Raw genomic sequence first — 18734 nt, 5'->3', positions numbered from 1 at the left:
ATCATTCTCAATTGTTGAAATATAAATAAAGCGCTAATGTAAGACTTTATTTTTAAACTGTTGATTTAGTGAAATAACTAAGTTGGCTGTCGCATTATTTTTCCAAGGATGAAGCAAAAATATGCATAATAATTATGTGAATAAAATTAAGCCTAATGGTTTAATCAGTATCATTCTTTTTTTTATTTTTTATTTATTTAGTGATAAAAGTTACTCGGAACAGCTTGATGTTAATATCCCCTCTTCAAAGATAGATGATAATAATGTGGTATTAGAACCGCTAAAAATAGAAGGTGGCGGTCTGCAATATTCTGACGATTGGATATATGATGAACCTCGCTCTGTTAGTGAAATAACTAAAGAACAATTAGATAACCGTCCTGCCCGCCATGCGGCTGATATATTGGAGCAGACTGCGGGCGTCTATTCTGCCGTAGACCAACAAGATCCTGCTTTATCGGTCAATATTCGCGGTATTCAAGATTTTGGTCGTATAAATATGAATATTGACGGTATGCGGCAAAACTTTATGAAAAGTGGCCACGGCGGACGTAACGGCGTGATGTTTATTGATCCGGATATTCTTAGCAATGTGGTGATTGAAAAAGGGCCGACCAGCGGTATCGGTAGCGCCGGCGTAATTGGCGGTATTGCTACTTTTAATACGATAAACGCGGCGGATTTTCTTGAGCCAGGAAAAGAGCTTGGCGGTAATCTGCGAGCCACAACGGGCGATAACGGTACCCGATTTATAGGTGGCGGAACATTGGCATTTGGTCATGAAACCGGAGATTTATTGATAGCCATAAGTGAGCGGAACTTTGGTGATTATTGGCCGGGAAACATCGGTAGTCTGGGCGAGCTACGTTTTGGATATGGAAATAAGGGGAAAAACTCAATCGGTGATGAGTTAAAGCACATGAAAGTGCTCAATTCCGGCTACCAAATGCATACCCGACTGGCTAAAGTGGGCTGGAACTTGCCTGCGGAGCAGCGTTTGGTTGCCAGTTACCTGCAAACTCAGGTAAGCAGCCCTAACGGCGGCTTTCTGGTAAGTGTAAAAAACTCACCGAATAAAAGCGGCGTCGGCTGGAAAACCAGCAGTATTAGCGATGTCATAACGCAGAATTTCGGATTGGATTACAGCTTACAGCCCGAGCATCTACCCTGGTTGGATGCCAAGGCAAAAGCCTATTACGTTGATACCGATGATAAAACCAATACTTTGTGTTCTGATCCTATTTTCTGTCGGAAATATACCACTCGCACGCGTTTAACTACGCGCGGTCTCCAGCTACAAAATACTCAACGTTTCATGCTGCCGGATAACCATTTATTGAGCCTTCAATATGGTATGGATTGGTTTAGCGATCGTTCCAGCGGCCACACGAACAAAGATCTCATGCAGGGTGTGACTCCGTCTGGCCAGCGCAGTCTGACTAGCGTTTTCACTCAGTTTGATTACCACTACGATGACTGGTTACGGCTGGATGGCGGGCTGCGTTTCGAACATTCTCGATTACAAGGGCATACCTGGCTATACACATCAAAAATGCCTTATACACGGCAAAACCCATGTAACCCCCAACATGGCGGGGGAAAAAGAAATACCTGTAAAAAAGTCCCTGTGACAATGACCTGGGATGTTGATCGCCATGAGCAGCAAATATTGCCAACCTTGGGCATTGGGGTGAAGCCAGGAGTGCAATGGCTGGAGTTTTTTGGCAACTACGGTCAATCATGGCGGCCACCGGGTATAACAGAAACTCTGGCTACCGGCAGTGCCCACGGTTCGGGTTTTTTGTTCCCAAATCCTAATCTGGCCATAGAGCGCTCCCGCACCTGGGAATCTGGGTTGAATATTCAACAGGAAGATTTATTCATTAGCGGCGATAAATTTGGCGCAAAAATGGCCTACTTTGATACCCGGGTGACGAACTATATCAACTTGGAATTAGAGCGAGCATTACCTCTGCGCGGAAGCCAATCATTTGCCTATGCTGCTTACGTTAATAATTTACTTAAAAGTCGCTTTCGCGGATTGGAATATCAATTAAGTTACGATGCCGGTTTTTTTTATACCAGTCTGAATTATACCCGAATGATAGGTCATAACGATACTTGCTCAAAACCAGCCTGGTTGGGCGGTATTCAATCGGTTAAAAATACAAAAGGGATAGGAATGTATGGTGTCGATGGTAACCATCTTAATGATTTCATTCTCTGTAGACATGGGGCGGTATTCGGATCATCAGCTTATTTACCGGGCGATCGTGGCAGTTTAACGTTGGGGGGAAGAGCATTAAATAAACTGTTAGATTTTGGTACCGTAATCCGTTATAACCGTGGGTATCAAGATTTATCAGTGCTTAATGGTTATGGCTATCCAGGTACGGCTTATGTTGCTGACTGGCCGAAATACATAGTGTTTGATTTATATGCCAGCTATAAAATAACAAATAATTTGATATTACGTACTTCAATAGAAAATATCAGTAATCGTGCTTATCTGGTTAATTATGGCGATTCACTGTCATTTTCTGCTAGCCGTGGCCGAACTATTCAGGGTGGATTTGAATACAAATTTTAAAGTCTTCAGGTGTGTTAATTAACCCCTGTTGGTATGTATGGTTATATTAATAATCATATTCTAAGTTATATCCCATTTACTAAAAGGAAATTATTTATGAGTATAACAATTAAATACCAAGAAGAATTTGCCGAATTTAGTGTTTCATCTTACCTAAAAGCGTGGGCTGCGGGGTTCGGTAATATCGAACTGGCTCCGGTTAAAGATCGTGGGCAATTTTACGGGGGATCGGATGGTTTTAATGGCCATCAATTTACTATTGGCAGTTCGCATAATACGGAAACCAGCCTGATAGCGAAGGGTAACTTACATTACACCTTTTATCCTCAGCATACGCTCCATGGCAATATTGATGAGGTGCAGTTTGGTGAAGGGCTAGAACCTAGCGTCGGCGGGGGAAGACACATCGTAAAAACGGAGGTCACCTTTAGTGGTCTGGCTATCACTGGGCAATATGATCCTGCGCTCACTGAGGAACAAAATCATCAGAGCGATTTGCACAAAACGTTATACGGTTTAATGAAAGGAGACCCTGATCCGATGCTGGAAATTCTCAAAACGAGTGGGGTGGATGTTGACAGCGCCTTCAACACGTTATCTATAGCTAGCCAGTATAATTCTGGCGACGTGATGGATGACGCACCATTTATCGAAGCAATTGGTGTGGCAGAGTACAACGAAATGTTGTTAGCCGCCTGATAAAGCGCTGCTGGGAAATACCCCTTTGACTGAATGAAAATGTCACCGCCGTGCCAATAGGGAAATAAGGTGCGGTGGTGATTTTGATATACATTGTTCAAGCATTTTTACGAGTTGTACTGCTCTTTTGGAATGGTAGCTGCGGTGCGAATTAAAAGTGTGATTACAGTGTGGAAACGGACCCATGCCATTAGCTAATACCTCTCAAACGACCTTACCTCCGATTTTAGCGGTTTTAATCTGTGATAAAACCAGTCTATGGGGAATAGGGATATTCACCGCAATTATCAATTTGCTGATGTTGGCTCCCGCAATATATATGTTACAGGTCTACGAGCGCGTCTTGGCCTCAGCAAACACCATGACGTTACTGATGCTGACTTTATTAGTTTTGGGCGCTTTTGCTTTGATTGGCTTATTAGAATGGGTGAGAGGAGCCGTCGTTATTCGTTTAGGCACCAGAGCCGATATGCAGTTGAATCAGCAGGTGTTTAACTCGACCTTCCAATCAATTTTGCAAGGTAACAAAATTCAGGCCGCGCAGGCACTTAACGATCTGACGACGCTACGCCAGTTCGCCACCGGCAATGCGTTGTTTGCCATTTTTGATGCGCCCTGGTTTCCCTTCTATTTATTGGTGATTTATCTGCTGCACCCTTGGCTTGGAGCGATGGCAACCATTGGGGCAGGCGTGCTGATTCTACTGGCTTGCACTAATCACTGGGCATGTAAAAAACCATTAAAACAGGCCTCTGAAATCACTTCGCGGGCAACTTTGCAGGCAAACGCCCATTTACGTAATGCCGATACCATCGCGGCGATGGGGATGCTAAAAGCTTTGCGGGAACGATGGCTAACTCAGCATTGCCGCTTCCTTTATCTGCAAAATATTGCCAGTGACAGAAGCAGCCGCATTAGTGCGTTAGCCAAGTCCAGCAAGTTAACGCTGCAATCAATGATGCTGGGATTAGGATCATTGCTGGTTATTCGAGGAGAAATTACGGCTGGAGTGATGATTGCGGGATCAATATTGATCGGGCGAGTATTGGGGCCGATCGATCAATTGATTGCAGTCTGGAAACACTGGAGCCATGCCCGTCTGGCTTATCAGCGTTTAACTGATTTGCTGGCTAATCAGCAATCCTCATTGACGACAGAAATAGTTTTGCCTGACCCTCTGGGTCAGTTAACCGTCACTCAATTACTCGCCTGCCGAGCTGGCACTTCGGTTCCTATCCTGCATTCCGTCAATTTTACCCTGCAACCGGGGGAGGTTCTTGGCGTTTTGGGGCCATCAGGAAGCGGTAAATCCACGCTGGCGAGGTTACTGGTTGCTAGTCAGACAGCATTCAGTGGATCAATACGACTAGATGGAGCAGAAATTTCTCATTGGAACAAATCCTTACTGGGAAAATTCATCGGCTATCTGCCACAAGATGTGCAGTTATTCCAAGGGTCGGTGGCTGAAAATATTGCTCGTTTTGGCGTGCTGGATTCATCCCAGATTGTGGCTGCTGCAAAGATGGCGGATGTGCATGATTTGATTCTACATTTGCCAAAGGGTTATGACACTCAGCTGGGTGATGGTGGGGAAGGACTGTCCGGAGGACAGAGCCAGAGAATTGCGCTGGCGCGGGCTATGTACGGGATGCCGCGGCTGATTGTGTTGGATGAACCGAATGCCAGCCTAGATGAAGGCGGAGAAAAGGCGTTATTAGCGAGCATTGAACAGCTAAAACGGCAGGGTAGTACGGTGGTTATGATCACTCATAAGCCTGAATTATTGTCTGGCAGTGATTTTTTATTGCTTCTAAAAAACGGGCAACAACAGCTGTTTGATCGCACTGCGGCAGTGCTCAGCAGTTTTTACGCCAAAGATAATATCGCTTCGACGCGAAAAGCAGATAAAAAAAATGTCTGGGGTAACGTGGCGAATTATCGGTTTGTTCCCGCCGGGAGAACATCACAAGGTGACTAATCCAAAAGCCACGGAAAGGGGCGAAATCATGCCGTTTGCCACCGCTCAGGAACCGCTGCAAATTAATAGCGGACGCTATCTTTATATTGGCGGGCTGCTGGTGTTGATTTGGTTTATTGGTTTTTTTATTTGGGCCGGTTTTGCGCCACTAGATAAAGGCGTCGCTGTCGCCGGAGTTGTGGTGGTCACAGAAAATAGAAAGGTGGTTCAGTCTTCGCAAAGCGGGCGAATCAGTCAGCTACATATTGCCGAAGGTAAATGGGTAGAAAAGGGACAATTGCTGATTTCGCTGGATGATACAACGGAACGGAGTCAGCGAGATAATCTACAGCAGCAGTATTTTTCCTTACTCTCGCTAGAGGCGCGTTTAATTGCTGAGAAAAATCATGAGGCGGAGATCCGCTTTCCAGTCGCATTATTAACGCAGCGTGAGAAGCCCCATATTGCTGAGCTCATGGTTTTACAACAGCAACTTTTCTACCACCGATATCAGGCTCAACAAGCGGAAATAGCGCGTTTGTCAGCGGAAATAGCTCTTTTACGCGCTCGCCATGCCGGGTTGCATAGACAACGAGCAAATAACCAACTTCAGTCCGATTTAATTCAGCAACAGTTAAAAGGTGTGCGTACGCTGGCAAAAAGCGGCTATGTGGCGCTTAAACACCAGCTTGATATGGAAAGCCAGGCTATTGCATTGAAGGCTTTGGTGGATCAGCACCGTGGCCATATTAGTGAAACTTGTCAGCAAATTAAGGCGAATGAGCAACGATTATTACAGCAGGTTGAGCAATATCAGGCAGATATTCATGAGCAGTTAGCTAAAACTCAGCGACGGTTGCAGGATTTAGATCAGCAAATTCGCGTAGCGGAATATGATCTGGCCAATATGCGCATTTATGCACCAGAAAGCGGCATCATTATCGCCTTGGCACAGCACACCGTGGGGGGCGTTATCGGCTTTGGGCAGCAACTGATGGAAATTGTTCCTAGCGGGCGCCCACTGTTGATTGAAGCTCAGCTACCCATCGAATTGATCGATAAAGTTGCGGTAGATTTACCTGTAGAACTTATTTTTTCCGCTTTCAACCAAAGCCATTCTCCTCGATTGCAGGGAAGCGTTCTGCATATAGGCGCTGACCGATTGAATAACCCAAGCAGCTTACAGCCCTATTATCCATTAACTGTGTCGATCAATACGGATGAAGCACAGCAAACTCACACAGAAAAAATCCAGTCAGGTATGTCCGTCGATATTTTTATTCGCACCGGAGAGCGTTCACTACTGAGCTATTTACTGAAACCCTTGGCCGATCGTCTGTATGCCGCGTTGGCAGAAGAGTAAACGGCTGCTCTTACCTAATGAAAGTTACGCTATTAATTGAATAACAAAGGAATGTGATGATTTTATCCGTGGAAAATACTCACTCTTCAGTTTGTCGTGGCTCCTCGGCGATATCTTTGTGGTGCGGCGGGTTGTTATCTTTTGCGTTGCATTTGACCGGGCTGTGGTTTTTGGCAGAGCGATCTGTTTCTCCGTTACCGCCAGATTCCCTGTCCGCCGTAGTGCTAACGCTGTCAGCGGAAGCAGAATTTGCACCAAGCCTTGAAAAAATTCAGGTAGGCGTTGAACAAGAGCCAACTTTACCCGTCGGTGAATCGCAGACAGAACAACATATTGAAAATAATAACTTTTTGGCAGAAGAGCCTTCCCTTGATTCCGTATTACCCGCCTTGAAACTAAAACCGAAAATAGCAAAAAAGCCAAGTGAAAAGGCTAACGCGCTTAAATCTAAAACCGTTATAAATCAAGAAAATAATGAAAGACTGTCGACTGTGATGAGCAAGAGTTCGCCGTTATCAGGGACAGCCCAGCGCGTATCGGCACCTAATAATAGTCACTCATTACAACATGTTCAGGCACGAGCAAACTGGGCTGGCGTTTTACAAAGCCATTTAGCTAACTTCAAGCGCTACCCTCCCGGAGCCAGAAAGCAAAAGCGGCAGGGCACCGCGATCGTTAAATTTATCGTTGATAGCAAAGGGCGAGTGCTATCCGCTACTTTGACCAGTAGCAGCGGCACTCTTTTATTAGATCGTGAGGCATTAGCTATTTTAAAACGTGCCCAGCCCCTACCTTTTCCGCCGACTGAATTGTTATCTGGTGGGCAGGTGATTATCTCGCTGCCGGTAGATTTCGAGATAAAACAGAGAGCCGAAGCCGCCAGATAAATATGTACTTTCGGCGCTCATCACGCATTCACCAACTGCCTAAACGAGTTTCCAGCTTTGCGAATACAAGCTCAGTCGGTTAGTTTTGTTGCACACAGCAAGCCCATTGGCGAGCAGACTCTAACGAGACGATTTCTGTGACTAACAGGCCAAACGTGAGCATAAATAACGATTTAAGCTAATCCCTTCTCCTGTCGCATTGATGGCTAAACGCCGATGTTGGTCGGGAGGCATACGCAGCACTAATTTCCCGCTGAAGTGCTTCTCTGATAACGGTATCGGCGGTGTTTCACCGGAGCGAACCATTTTGGCCAGAATATCTGCCACTACTACCGTTATTCCATCCAGCGCCTGTACTCTGGTAGGCGCTAACCATGACACGCTGGGGAATTCGGCGCATAAACCAATAAATTCCGCGTCCTCTGCCGACCAGGTAATGCGGTAGGTGTAGTGTTCAATATTAACCATGGATCATCTCCTCTAACTTTCCTAGAGATGTAATTACTTGTTTCACTTGATAAAACTTCGACATTCCGTTATTGCCGAGTTGAATGTTAATTCGTGGGTCGCCTTGCCAAGGCATGCTGTAGACATGATGATTGCCTGAGTTGTGTCGAGGTGGTCCTAAGTAATAACTGCAAATTTTTGCCAGTTCACTGAACTTCACTCCCGATGGGTTCGCTTTGATACGAGCAATCCGGCTTTCCATGCCTTTCATTACGCCTCCAATTCCAATGCAGTACTGTTATTGATACTGTTTCAAGTACATCTCTGTTATTCGCGGTGAGAAAAGTACAGTGGGGAATTTTTTGCAGCGGGGCAATCAGGGCGGAGCTTTTCAGGGAGGCGTCCCGCAGAAATAATTTAAATTCGGCGCGGAGAAAAAGAATGTAGAAAGCAAAAACCGGGCAAGACCCCGGTTTTGCTGAGAGAAAGGTAATAGAGAGGCGAATTACTCGCCCGGACAACGTAGGCAGCGTTCTGCCTCGTCGGTTCCAAGTTTCAGCTTGGATTGCAGGTCACGCAGTGCGGTACGTAAACCCTCTTCAATCACCGGGTGATAGAACGGCATATCCAGCATCTGGTCGATGGTCATTTGCTGCTGATGTGCCCAAGCCAGCAAGTGAGCAATATGCTCAGCGCTTGGTCCTATCATTTCGGCTCCGAGGAAGCGCCCTGTACCCTGCTCGCCGTAAACCCGCAGTATGCCTTTATTACGCAGCATAACTCGTGAACGCCCCTGATTCTCGAAAGAAACTTCACCGATTTCAAAACAGCCGCAGACGCTGAATTTCTGGCTCAATTGACGGAAAGTCGAACCTACCATTGCGATTTGCGGATCGGAAAATACGACGGAAATCGGGCTTCGGCGTAAACCGGGCAACACTTCCGGGAAACTACCGGCATTTGCACCGGCAATGCGTGCCTGATCGCTGGCTTCATGTAATAAAGGAAGCTGATTACTGGCATCGCCGGCGATAAAAATATGCGGTACGCTGGTTTGCATGGTTAATCGGTCGGCTTTAGGTACACCGCGCTCATCTAGCTCCAGACCGGTATTTTCCAGCCCTAATTTATCGACGTTCGGACGGCGACCGGTGGCGGCCAATACGTAGTCCACCATGATTTCCTGCATTTCTCCATCCAGATTTTGATAGCGAATAAAGACTTTATCGCCTTCTCGCTGAATCAATTCGACTTTTACATCAGGATCGAGATAGAACTCATCGCCTAGCGTGTTGGCGGCGTATTCGCGTACTACGCTATCAGTTAGCGGGCCAACGGCTCCACCCACGCCAAACATTTTTACTTTTACGCCCAAGCGGTGTAGGGCTTGGCCTAATTCGAGGCCAATCACGCCAGGGCCGAACACGGCGACGGATTCAGGTAAGTCATCCCAGCTGAATACATCGTCGTTCACGATAAGGCGATCGCCCAAATCGTTCCAGGGTGCAGGCCAGCTCGGACGAGAACCCGTTGCGATAACAATACGTTGCGCTACGATACGGGTGTGATCGTCCACTTGCAGGGTGTTGTCATCAATAAAGCGAGCGTAGCCCTGAATTTTATCCACGGCAGGGATGCTCTCGACACCTTCCAATACGAAGCCTACGAAACGGTCACGTTCACGTTTCACGCGATCCATGACTTCGCGTCCATTAATCAGCGTTTTTCCCTGCGGATAGATCCCAAAGCCGGGCGCCTTTTCAATTTCATGCACCGCTTCGGCGGCTGCAATCAATAACTTGGAAGGCATACAGCCTACGCGGGCACAGGTTGTGCCGTATTCGCCGCCTTCAATCATTACCACGCTGGGGGTGGAAAGTTTAGCTGCGCGATAAGCGCCCAGACCGGCGGTGCCGCCACCGATTACGGCGACATCTACGTTTAAGGTTTTCATATCCGCTCCTAACAGGAAAAAAGGGTAGGCCGAGGCCTACCAAAATACTTCACGTTGGCTTCTTTTTTATTGATGTAATCAGGCTGGCAGATAGGTTTCTAAATCGTCGCTGCCACCAATATGACGGCCACCGATAAACACTTGCGGTACAGTTGAACGGCCGCTGACGGCGCGCAGACTCACGGTAGTTGCGTCTTTACCCAGTACGATTTCTTCATATTGTATACCGCGATCCTGCAACATTTGTTTCGCTTTAGCACAGAATGGGCAGCCCGGTTTGGTGAAAATAGCCACGGATTCCTGCACTTTGTATTCTGGCGCTAAATATTTCAGCATGGTGTCAGCGTCGGACACTTCAAACGGATCGCCCGGTTTGTTTGGTTCAACGAACATTTTTTCTACCACGCCGTTGCGTACCAGCATGGAGTAACGCCATGAGCGTGGGCCAAAGCCAAGGTCGGCCTTCTCTACCAGCATGTTCATGCCTTTGGTGAATTCACCGTTGCCGTCTGGCACGAAAGTAATATTTTCGGCATGTTGGTCGGCTTTCCAGGCGTTCATTACGAAAGTGTCGTTGACCGAAATGCACAGAATGCTGTCTACGCCATGCTGTTTGAACACGCCGGATAACTCGTTGTAGCGCGGTAAATGGCTGGAAGAACAGGTCGGGGTGAACGCGCCCGGCAGTGAAAATACGATAACGGTTTTATCTTTAAACAGGTCATCAGTCGTTACGTCAACCCACTGGTCGCCCTGACGGGTATGGAAAGTAACCTGTGGGACTTTTTTACCTTCTTGGCTGGTAAACATGTGTAACTCCTTAATTAGAAAACATAATTTTTCATTTAGTTAGGCTTTTCTTTCTTGAGACACATTATTTACTTTATCTCTTGATAGATCTAATCACTGGTTGCTATCTTACCTATCGTTATTGACTATCATAAAGTGGAGAGCAGATGAACATTCGCGATCTCGAGTATCTGGTGGCTTTGGCCGAGTTTCGTCATTTCCGACGTGCTGCGGATTCCTGCCATGTCAGCCAGCCGACCTTAAGCGGCCAGATTCGTAAGTTGGAAGATGAACTGGGTGTGATGCTGCTGGAGCGAACCAGCCGTAAGGTGCTGTTTACCCAGGCTGGCTTGCTGTTGGTGGATCAGGCCAGAACCGTATTGCGGGAAGTAAAAGTGCTCAAAGAGATGGCCAGTTTGCAGGGCGAGAGTATGTCCGGGCCGCTACATATTGGTTTGATTCCCACTGTCGGGCCATATTTATTACCTCAAATTATTCCGATGCTGCATCAGGCTTTTCCAAAGCTGGAGATGTATCTACACGAGGCGCAGACTCATAATCTGTTGGCACAGCTGGACAGCGGTAAACTGGATTGCGCTATTTTAGCGTTGGTCAAAGAGACCGAAGCTTTTATCGAAGTGCCGTTATTTGATGAGCCAATGAATCTGGCGGTTTATTCCGACCATCCATGGGCGAAGCGTGACCGCGTGCAAATGCATGAATTAGCAGGAGAAAAATTATTGATGCTGGAAGATGGTCACTGCTTGCGCGATCAGGCAATGGGTTTTTGCTTCCAGGCGGGTGCTGAGGAAGATACCCATTTTCGCGCGACCAGTTTAGAAACTCTGCGCAATATGGTCGCGGCGGGCAGCGGCATCACCTTATTGCCATCACTGGCGGTACCAAAAGAAAAAGAGCGCGACGGTGTCTGCTATCTGGAATGCTACAAACCGGAGCCGAAGCGCACTATTGCTCTGGTTTATCGCCCCGGCTCCCCATTGCGTGGCCGCTATGAGCAACTAGCCGAGGCGATACGCGATCACATGCAAATTCGCATGAGCGCGCCGTTAGAACAGGCGGTTTAAGCCATTGAGAGCCGCAACGCGATAGGCTTCGGCCATGGTTGGATAGTTGAAGGTAGTATTCACGAAATACTCCAGGGTATTACCTTCACCTTTTTGTTCCATAATGGCCTGACCGATATGAATAATCTCTGCGGCGCGTTCGCCAAAGCAATGAATACCCAAAATCTGTTTGGTTTCCCGATGGAATAAAATTTTCAGGCTACCAACATCCATACCGACGATCTGCGCCCGAGCCAAATGCTTAAACTGCGCCCGGCCAACTTCATAAGGCACTTTCATCGCTGTCAGTTCCTGCTCAGTTTTCCCGACGGAGCTGATTTCAGGAATGGTATAAATTCCGGTAGGAATATCATCAATCAGATGAACCTGCGCTTCCCCTTGAATCATGGCCTGCGCAGCAATTCGGCCCTGATCGTAAGCGGCGGATGCCAGACTTGGATAGCCAATCACATCTCCTACGGCATAGACATGAGGCAACGCGGTTTGGTACATGCTATTGACCTTCAGCAGACCACGACTGTCCGCTTCCAGACCGATATTTTCCAAACCGAGTCCGCTGGTGTTGCCGGTACGCCCGTTGGCATACAGCAGGCAATCGGCTTTCACTTTCTTGCCGGACTTCAGGTGGACGATAACGCCATCAGGAGTGCCTTCAATCTGCTCAAACTCTTCGTTGTGGCGGATAACCACGCCGTTATTCCAGAAGTGATAGGAGAGCGCATCGGACATTTCCTGATCGAGAAATGCCAGCAGACGATCACGGGTGTTGATTAAATCAACTTTGACGCTCAATCCCCGGAAGATCGATGCATATTCACAGCCAATCACTCCCGCACCGTAAATAATGACGTGCTGTGGCTCGTGGCTGAGCTGCAAAATAGTGTCGCTGTCGTAAATACGCTCGTGGGTAAAATCAACGTTCTCCGGGCGATAAGGCCGCGAACCGGTCGCGATAACGATGTTATCGGCCGTCAGGCGATCGGACGTGCCGTCGGCGTAACGTACGTTAAGGGTTTTGGCGTCGACAAAGCTGGCATCACCGGAAAACATCTGACAATGGTTACGATCGTAAAAACCTTGTCGCATGCGGGTTTGCTGGTTAATGACCCGATCGGCGTGGCGCAAAATATCGGAGAAAGAGGAGCTGATGGCACGCGAGTTGTCGCTGTAAAGTGGGTTCTGGTTGAATTCAATAATACGGCTAACGGCATGGCGCAGGGCTTTGGAAGGAATGGTACCCCAGTGGGTACATCCACCGCCCACATTGTTATACCGTTCAATCACGGCAACGCGAGCCCCTTGTTTCACCAATCCCATAGCGGCACCTTCACCGCCAGGGCCCGAGCCAATAACGATGGCATCAAAATGGAAGTGCTGTTGCATGTAGGAGAGACCTATTTTTATACAAAATTACAACGATACATTAACATCATCCTATAAATAACCCAATCATCATTAGGCAGTTGGCTTTGGCTCCTGCTGTAAATTCGTTCTTACGCGGATAAGGATGATGTGTTTGTATAGTCGTTGTTACTATAAAGTTTGGTATATTGCTTACTATATGGCTTAGCTAAAGAAAATGGATATCTTTTGGGTACGATTATGGGCGTCAGAGCACAACAAAAAGAGCGAACGCGTCGTTCCCTGATCGAAGCGGCGTTCAGCCAACTGAGTGCGGAGCGGAGTTTCGCTAGCTTGAGTCTGCGGGAAGTTTCCCGCGAAGCCGGTATTGCGCCTACTTCATTTTACCGCCACTTCCGCGATGTAGATGAACTGGGCCTGACTATGGTGGATGAAAGTGGCCTGATGTTGCGTCAACTGATGCGCCAGGCTCGCCAACGCATAGCCAAAGGCGGTAGCGTTATCCGCACCTCGGTCTCAACCTTTATGGAGTTTATTGGAAACAATCCGAATGCCTTCCGTTTGCTACTACGGGAGCGTTCCGGTACCTCGGCGGCTTTCCGTGCCGCTGTAGCCCGCGAAATTCAGCATTTTATTGCAGAACTGGCCGACTATCTCGAATTGGAAAATCATATGCCGCGCAGCTTCACCGAAGCGCAGGCTGAGGCCATGGTCACAATTGTGTTCAGTGCCGGTGCGGAAGTGCTGGACGTTGATATTGAACAACGGCGACAGTTAGAGGAGCGGTTAGTCTTGCAGTTACGGATGATTTCCAAGGGCGCTTATTATTGGTATCGCCGTGAACAGGAAAGGCTTGCTGTATCCCGTGTTGAAGAAAAGTAAAGTAAGGAAGAAGATGATGGAACAACCTCGCCGTGAAAATGGCACCCTTATATTGGCGTTGATTGCCGGGCTTGCAGTAAACGGTTCTTTTGCCGCATTGTTTAGCTCATTCGTTTCTTTTTCGCTATTCCCGTTGCTGGCTTTGGTTCTGGCCGTTTACTGTCTGCATCAGCGTTATCTTAACTACCCAATGCCGTTGGGGCTGCCTAAACTGGCTTCGGCGTGTTTCCTGCTGGGTATTCTGGCCTACAGTGCCATTATTCGGGTCGAGTATCCGCAGATAGGCTCGAATTTTTTGCCGTCTATCCTGTGTGTGATATTGGTATTCTGGATTTTCTTCAAACTGAAGGCGCGTAAAGCAGCAGCAACAGAATCACAGTGATATACCCGCTTATGGCATGAAATATTGAGTGGGAATCCATTAGGCTGAAATCAGAAGGGCAACGCTATGTTGCCCTTTTTGCTGTCTGATTAGTCGCGTTTTTCCAGCCACACACCGCATTCCATATGATGGGTATAAGGGAATTGGTCGAATAGCGCCAGCCGACTGATTTTATGAGTGTGTTGTAGTTGTTCTAGATTAGCTCGCAGCGTTTCCGGGTTACAGGAAATATAGAGAATACGTGGATATTCTTGCACCATCTTGATGGTTTCGTCATCCAGGCCACTGCGTGGAGGATCGACAAAAATGGTTTCGCAGTTATAGCTTTTCAGATCAATACCTTTCAGGCGATTGAACTCACGTACGCCCTGCATGGCCTGAGTAAACTCTTCCGCCGACATACGAATAATCTGCACGTTATCAATATGGTTAGCCGCAATATTAAATTGTGCCGCTGCAACGGAAGGTTTAGCAATCTCGGTAGCCAGTACCCGATCAAAATTTCGCGCCAATGCCAAAGAGAAATTACCGTTACCGCAATACAGCTCTAACAGATCGCCGCTAGCACCTTGAGTGACGTCCAGCGCCCACTCCAGCATGTGAATATTTACCGCGGCGTTTGGTTGGGTAAAGCTGTTTTCTACCTGACGATAAATCATATCGCGGCCAGCGACCGGTAGAATTTCATCGACATAGTCATGATCTAACATGATTTTGGTTTTAGCGGCGCGACCAATCAATTGTAAATCAAAGCCTTCAGCACGCAGCTGATCCCGCAATGCCATGGCGTGCTGTTGCCATTCTTCGTCCAATTGACGGTGATACAGTAAAGAAGCAATGATTTTGCCGCTGCGTGTTGATAGGTAATCAATCTGGAACAGTTTGCGACGCAAAATAGGCTGCGCGCGGATAGCGGTCATTAGCGCGCTCATCAGACGGTTGATCAGTACGCTGGCGACAGGGAATTGTTCAACGCGAATACGCTGCTTGGTGTGCTGATCAAACATGATGTGGTACAGCTCATCTTCATCATGCCAAACGCGAAACTCGGCTCTCATACGGTAATGTTCTGCCGGAGAACGAAAAACCTCCGGTTCAGGTGCCTTGAACGGCGACATCATCTCTTTGAGAGAGGCAATTTTCTCCGCCAATTGGTGATCGTAATTTTCAGTAGGCAGGATGTCGGGGGTCATGTTTCGTCTCGTCTGGCAGTAAAAAGGATGGTTATTCCTGCGGGATTGTAGGGGATGTGACTATGAAGTCCAGTTTTGTCGTGTTTATTCCTCGTTACAATCATAGCAGTCTAGACATCTATTTATGTTGATCGTAGCATTGCCGTCCGGCCTCCAGCTGAGAGTGAAATGGGAATCTGGTGTGAATCCAGAGCTGACGCGCAGCGGTAAGGGGAAGTCACGGCGATAGTTTATTAACAGACACTGTCCATAGCGGATGGGAAGTCATCGCCCGGTATTGCTTTACCTCATCTATTAAGAGTTCGCACTTTAATAAGGAGGTTGAGGCAATAAATCCCAAGCCCGAAAACCTGCCGGTATTACGTCGCAATATTTGTGGCCGTCGCGTGCTACCGGCCATGGTTCTGCGGCATCCGCCAATTAAGTTTGGATGCTTTTCATGACAATTAAAAAATATACGCTGTTCACGGCTCTATCTGTGACAGCCTTTTCTGGCTGGGCGCAAGACAGTTCCAACACCTCTTCTGACACTAGAGACCAAATGGTGGTCACTGCAAACCGCTTCCCTCAGCCAATATCCAGCGTATTAGCGCCAATGAATATCGTAACCCGTGAGGATATTGTGCGCTGGCAGGCGACCAGTATTAATGATGTTTTACGCCGTTTACCGGGTGTTGATATTGCGCAAGACGGTGGTATGGGGCAGCGTAGCTCGTTGTTTATCCGTGGCACCGAATCCCGGCATGTGCTGGTTTTGATCGACGGTGTTCGATTAAATCAGGCCGGGATCACTGGCGCATCGGATCTCAGCCAAATTCCGATTTCGTTGGTACAACGTATTGAATATATTCGTGGGCCACGCTCTGCGGTATATGGCTCTGATGCGATTGGCGGGGTTGTTAACATTCTTACCGCGCGTGAGAACCCGGGCACAACTTTATCTGCAGGGCTGGGTTCTCACGGTTATCAAACCTACGATGGTTCAACACAGCAAAAGTTGGGTGAAGACACTACAATCACTTTGGCTGGTAATTATACCTACACCAAAGGATATGACATTGTAGCGGGGATGCCGGAAGCTGGTGGCCCACGTCAGCCTGACCGCGATGGTTTTATGGGAAAAATGCTGTGGGCAGGATTAGAGCATCAATTTAACGAGCAGTTTAATGGTTTTGCCCGTGTATACGGTTTCGATAACCGCAGTGACTATGACGGCTATGCTAATTTCAGTAACCCATTAGCACTGATAGATACGCGTAAATTGTCTAGTCGCACCTATGATACGGGGCTACGCTATAAAAACGGTATTTATGCCTCTCAGCTGATAGCCAGCTATAACCGCACCAAAGATTATAATTACAGCCCACTCTTTGGCCCCCATGATATTACCGCCTCTTTAGACGATGCTGAGCAATATAACCTACAGTGGGGTAATACTTTCCAGGTGGCGAATGGCACGATCGCCGCTGGAGCTGATTGGCAGGAGCAGAAAACCGAGCGTAAGAGTAGCAATTCGAATACCACCTCTGATTTTACACAGCGTAATACCGGTATTTATCTGACAGGGCAGCAGCAAGTTAGTGACGTTACCTTGGAAGGCTCAGTGCGAAGCGACGATAATTCCCAATTTGGCTGGCATTCCACATGGCAAACCAGTGCTGGTTGGGAGTTTGTTGAGGGCTATCGGCTTATCGGTTCCTATGGAACGGCCTATAAAGCCCCTAACCTGATGCAGCTATATAGTGCTTTCGGTGGTAATGCCAATCTCAAGCCAGAAGAAAGCAAGCAATGGGAAGGGGGTATCGAAGGGCTGACCGGGGCGTTAAACTGGCGCTTGTCCGCTTACCGTAATGATATTGAACAACTTATTGATTACAGCAATCTGACCAGTAGCTATTTCAACGTCAATCAAGCCACCATTAAGGGCGTGGAATGGACAGGTTCATTCGATACCGGACCGTTATCGCATCAGCTTACTTTGGAATATCTGGATCCACGCAATGCGGAAACTAATGAAGTTCTGACTCGTCGTGCTAAACAACAGGTTAAATACCAGTTGGACTGGCAAGTTGCTGATTTGGATTGGTCTATAACCTATCAGTATCTTGGGCAGCGTTATGACAAAGACTACAGTGTTTACCCTGAAAGAACGGTAAAACTCGGTGGTGTAAGCTTGTGGGATCTTGCTGTGTCATATCCAGTCACCTCTCATCTTACGGTTCGTGGTAGAATCGCCAACCTGTTTGATAAAGATTATGAGACGGTTTATGGCTACCAAACCCCAGGACGCGAATACTACTTCACTGGAAGCTATAACTTCTAAGGCAGACACTTCCATTCGTCCGACGGCGCTGATTTTTGATTCCGGCGTCGGCGGGCTGTCTGTGTACCAAGAGATTCGGCAGCTTCTGCCGGATCTTCACTATATATATGCTTTCGATAACGTCGCCTTTCCTTATGGAGAGAAGTCCGAAGAGTTTATTGTCGAGCGTGTAGTAGAGATCGTCACTGCGGTTCAGCAACAACATCCCCTTGCCATTGTCGTCATCGCCTGTAATACCGCCAGCACCGTTTCCCTCCCAGCTTTACGTGAGCGCTTCTCTTTCCCTGTTGTTGGTGTCGTACCCGCAATCAAGCCTGCGGCGCGGTTAACCCGCAATGGTGTCGTTGGGCTATTGGCAACTCGGGCAACTGTGCACCGTTCATATACTCTGGATCTGATCGCGCGCTTTGCGACTGATTGCAAAATCGAGCTGTTGGGTTCATCTGAGCTGGTGGAACTGGCGGAAACCAAATTACACGGTGGGGAAGTGCCTCTTTCTGCATTAAAGAAAATCCTTAATCCGTGGCTGAGTATGCGTGAGCCGCCGGACACCGTGGTATTAGGCTGTACTCATTTCCCTCTATTAGCTGAAGAGCTGGCGCAGGTGTTGCCAGAGGGGACGCGAATGGTTGATTCCGGTGCTGCGATTGCCCGCAGAACTGCCTGGCTGATTTCTTCACAAGAGAATGTCATTTCTACTCAGGAAGATAATGTGGCTTATTGCATGGCGTTAGATGCGGATACTGATGCTTTATTGCCCGTTTTACAGGGTTATGGCTTTCCAATGCTGAAAAAACTCGCAATTTAATGGAGTTTTGCCT

General features: G+C 47.6%; 16 protein-coding genes and 1 riboswitch. Of the genes, 10 read left to right on the top strand and 6 right to left on the bottom strand.

From position 1 onward, the window contains the following. Window positions 1-121 precede the first annotated feature (121 nt). The 5 genes from ACQ4OC_RS11855 to ACQ4OC_RS11835 all read left to right on the top strand — a co-directional run bounded on the left by ACQ4OC_RS11855 (window position 122) and on the right by ACQ4OC_RS11835 (window position 7496). Window positions 122-2590, top strand: a complete 2469-nt coding sequence (locus tag ACQ4OC_RS11855; protein WP_064514523.1) for a TonB-dependent hemoglobin/transferrin/lactoferrin family receptor — start codon at window positions 122-124, stop codon at window positions 2588-2590. A 96-nt stretch (window positions 2591-2686) separates the two neighbouring features. After that, window positions 2687-3289 carry a heme acquisition protein HasA gene (locus tag ACQ4OC_RS11850; protein ID WP_120806882.1) on the top strand — a complete coding sequence of 201 codons (603 nt, stop codon included), beginning with the start codon at window positions 2687-2689 and terminating at the stop codon, window positions 3287-3289. A 184-nt stretch (window positions 3290-3473) separates the two neighbouring features. Beyond that, window positions 3474-5267 carry a type I secretion system permease/ATPase gene (locus ACQ4OC_RS11845; RefSeq protein WP_064514519.1) on the top strand — a complete coding sequence of 598 codons (1794 nt, stop codon included), beginning with the start codon at window positions 3474-3476 and terminating at the stop codon, window positions 5265-5267. Window positions 5268-5295: 28 nt separating this feature from the next. Continuing rightward, complete coding sequence (locus ACQ4OC_RS11840; protein ID WP_064514517.1) at window positions 5296-6609, top strand: HlyD family type I secretion periplasmic adaptor subunit; 1314 nt, start codon at window positions 5296-5298, stop codon at window positions 6607-6609. 221 nt (window positions 6610-6830) lie between these two features. Then, a complete protein-coding gene (locus ACQ4OC_RS11835) occupies window positions 6831-7496 on the top strand; it encodes an energy transducer TonB (protein WP_158513760.1) in 666 nt (221 codons plus the stop codon). Between the two features lie 141 nt (window positions 7497-7637). Here ACQ4OC_RS11835 and ACQ4OC_RS11830 read toward each other — a convergent pair whose 3' ends face one another. The 4 genes from ACQ4OC_RS11830 to ACQ4OC_RS11815 all read right to left on the bottom strand — a co-directional run bounded on the left by ACQ4OC_RS11830 (window position 7638) and on the right by ACQ4OC_RS11815 (window position 10707). After that, window positions 7638-7964 carry a type II toxin-antitoxin system HicB family antitoxin gene (locus ACQ4OC_RS11830; RefSeq protein ID WP_064514513.1) on the bottom strand — a complete coding sequence of 109 codons (327 nt, stop codon included), beginning with the start codon at window positions 7962-7964 and terminating at the stop codon, window positions 7638-7640. After that, window positions 7957-8214, bottom strand: coding sequence for a hypothetical protein (locus ACQ4OC_RS11825; RefSeq protein ID WP_064514509.1), 258 nt, complete (start codon window positions 8212-8214; stop codon window positions 7957-7959). Before ACQ4OC_RS11825 ends, ACQ4OC_RS11830 begins: the two co-directional genes overlap by 8 nt. Before the next feature lie 234 nt (window positions 8215-8448). After that, window positions 8449-9897: a dihydrolipoyl dehydrogenase gene (locus ACQ4OC_RS11820; protein WP_064514507.1), complete on the bottom strand. Its 1449-nt coding sequence runs from the start codon at window positions 9895-9897 to the stop codon at window positions 8449-8451. Between the two features lie 78 nt (window positions 9898-9975). After that, on the bottom strand, window positions 9976-10707 hold the full coding sequence (locus ACQ4OC_RS11815) for a glutathione peroxidase (protein WP_064514505.1): 732 nt from the start codon (window positions 10705-10707) through the stop codon (window positions 9976-9978). Between the two features lie 146 nt (window positions 10708-10853). Between ACQ4OC_RS11815 and oxyR the strand changes: the two genes are divergently transcribed. Next, window positions 10854-11771, top strand: coding sequence for a DNA-binding transcriptional regulator OxyR (gene oxyR, locus ACQ4OC_RS11810; RefSeq protein ID WP_064514503.1), 918 nt, complete (start codon window positions 10854-10856; stop codon window positions 11769-11771). On the opposite strand, the gene sthA is transcribed toward oxyR, so the two are convergent. Continuing rightward, a complete protein-coding gene (gene sthA / locus ACQ4OC_RS11805; RefSeq protein WP_049601641.1) occupies window positions 11754-13154 on the bottom strand; it encodes a Si-specific NAD(P)(+) transhydrogenase in 1401 nt (466 codons plus the stop codon). The two genes, oxyR and sthA, sit on opposite strands and share 18 nt — an antisense overlap. A gap of 219 nt (window positions 13155-13373) precedes the next feature. Between sthA and fabR the strand changes: the two genes are divergently transcribed. Then, window positions 13374-14015 carry an HTH-type transcriptional repressor FabR gene (fabR, locus tag ACQ4OC_RS11800; RefSeq protein WP_049601644.1) on the top strand — a complete coding sequence of 214 codons (642 nt, stop codon included), beginning with the start codon at window positions 13374-13376 and terminating at the stop codon, window positions 14013-14015. Between the two features lie 16 nt (window positions 14016-14031). Next, window positions 14032-14397 (top strand): YijD family membrane protein, encoded by a 366-nt coding sequence (locus ACQ4OC_RS11795; protein ID WP_064514501.1) that lies wholly within the window; start codon window positions 14032-14034, stop codon window positions 14395-14397. 89 nt (window positions 14398-14486) lie between these two features. Here the strand turns inward: ACQ4OC_RS11795 and trmA are convergent, their stop codons facing one another. Next, window positions 14487-15590, bottom strand: a complete 1104-nt coding sequence (gene trmA / locus ACQ4OC_RS11790) for a tRNA (uridine(54)-C5)-methyltransferase TrmA (protein WP_064514500.1) — start codon at window positions 15588-15590, stop codon at window positions 14487-14489. 130 nt (window positions 15591-15720) lie between these two features. After that, window positions 15721-15962, top strand: a riboswitch (cobalamin riboswitch). Between the two features lie 67 nt (window positions 15963-16029). Between trmA and btuB the strand changes: the two genes are divergently transcribed. Together btuB and murI are read left to right on the top strand one after the other, a co-directional pair. Next, window positions 16030-17913: a TonB-dependent vitamin B12 receptor BtuB gene (btuB, locus tag ACQ4OC_RS11785; RefSeq protein ID WP_064514498.1), complete on the top strand. Its 1884-nt coding sequence runs from the start codon at window positions 16030-16032 to the stop codon at window positions 17911-17913. Continuing rightward, a complete protein-coding gene (murI, locus tag ACQ4OC_RS11780; protein WP_064514496.1) occupies window positions 17858-18721 on the top strand; it encodes a glutamate racemase in 864 nt (287 codons plus the stop codon). Before btuB ends, murI begins: the two co-directional genes overlap by 56 nt. The last annotated feature ends 13 nt before the right edge of the window (window positions 18722-18734 follow it).

It is taken from the genome of Yersinia sp. J1, assembly GCF_050586585.1.
Classification (GTDB): Bacteria; Pseudomonadota; Gammaproteobacteria; order Enterobacterales; family Enterobacteriaceae; genus Yersinia; species Yersinia entomophaga.
Note: the sequence above shows the minus strand (reverse complement) of the source record. Positions and strands in the feature narration are given on the sequence as shown.

Excerpts from the sequence above, each read along its gene's own strand:
- ACQ4OC_RS11855 (WP_064514523.1), top strand. The coding sequence starts at position 122 with ATGCATAATAATTATGTGAATAAAATTAAGCCTAATGGTTTAATCAGT.
- ACQ4OC_RS11850 (WP_120806882.1), top strand. The coding sequence starts at position 2,687 with ATGAGTATAACAATTAAATACCAAGAAGAATTTGCCGAATTTAGTGTT.
- ACQ4OC_RS11845 (WP_064514519.1), top strand. The coding sequence starts at position 3,474 with ATGCCATTAGCTAATACCTCTCAAACGACCTTACCTCCGATTTTAGCG.
- ACQ4OC_RS11840 (WP_064514517.1), top strand. The coding sequence starts at position 5,296 with ATGCCGTTTGCCACCGCTCAGGAACCGCTGCAAATTAATAGCGGACGC.
- ACQ4OC_RS11830 (WP_064514513.1), bottom strand. The coding sequence starts at position 7,964 with ATGGTTAATATTGAACACTACACCTACCGCATTACCTGGTCGGCAGAG.
- ACQ4OC_RS11825 (WP_064514509.1), bottom strand. The coding sequence starts at position 8,214 with ATGAAAGGCATGGAAAGCCGGATTGCTCGTATCAAAGCGAACCCATCG.
- ACQ4OC_RS11820 (WP_064514507.1), bottom strand. The coding sequence starts at position 9,897 with ATGAAAACCTTAAACGTAGATGTCGCCGTAATCGGTGGCGGCACCGCC.
- ACQ4OC_RS11815 (WP_064514505.1), bottom strand. The coding sequence starts at position 10,707 with ATGTTTACCAGCCAAGAAGGTAAAAAAGTCCCACAGGTTACTTTCCAT.
- oxyR (WP_064514503.1), top strand. The coding sequence starts at position 10,854 with ATGAACATTCGCGATCTCGAGTATCTGGTGGCTTTGGCCGAGTTTCGT.
- sthA (WP_049601641.1), bottom strand. The coding sequence starts at position 13,154 with ATGCAACAGCACTTCCATTTTGATGCCATCGTTATTGGCTCGGGCCCT.
- fabR (WP_049601644.1), top strand. The coding sequence starts at position 13,374 with ATGGGCGTCAGAGCACAACAAAAAGAGCGAACGCGTCGTTCCCTGATC.
- ACQ4OC_RS11795 (WP_064514501.1), top strand. The coding sequence starts at position 14,032 with ATGGAACAACCTCGCCGTGAAAATGGCACCCTTATATTGGCGTTGATT.
- trmA (WP_064514500.1), bottom strand. The coding sequence starts at position 15,590 with ATGACCCCCGACATCCTGCCTACTGAAAATTACGATCACCAATTGGCG.
- btuB (WP_064514498.1), top strand. The coding sequence starts at position 16,030 with ATGACAATTAAAAAATATACGCTGTTCACGGCTCTATCTGTGACAGCC.
- murI (WP_064514496.1), top strand. The coding sequence starts at position 17,858 with ATGGCTACCAAACCCCAGGACGCGAATACTACTTCACTGGAAGCTATA.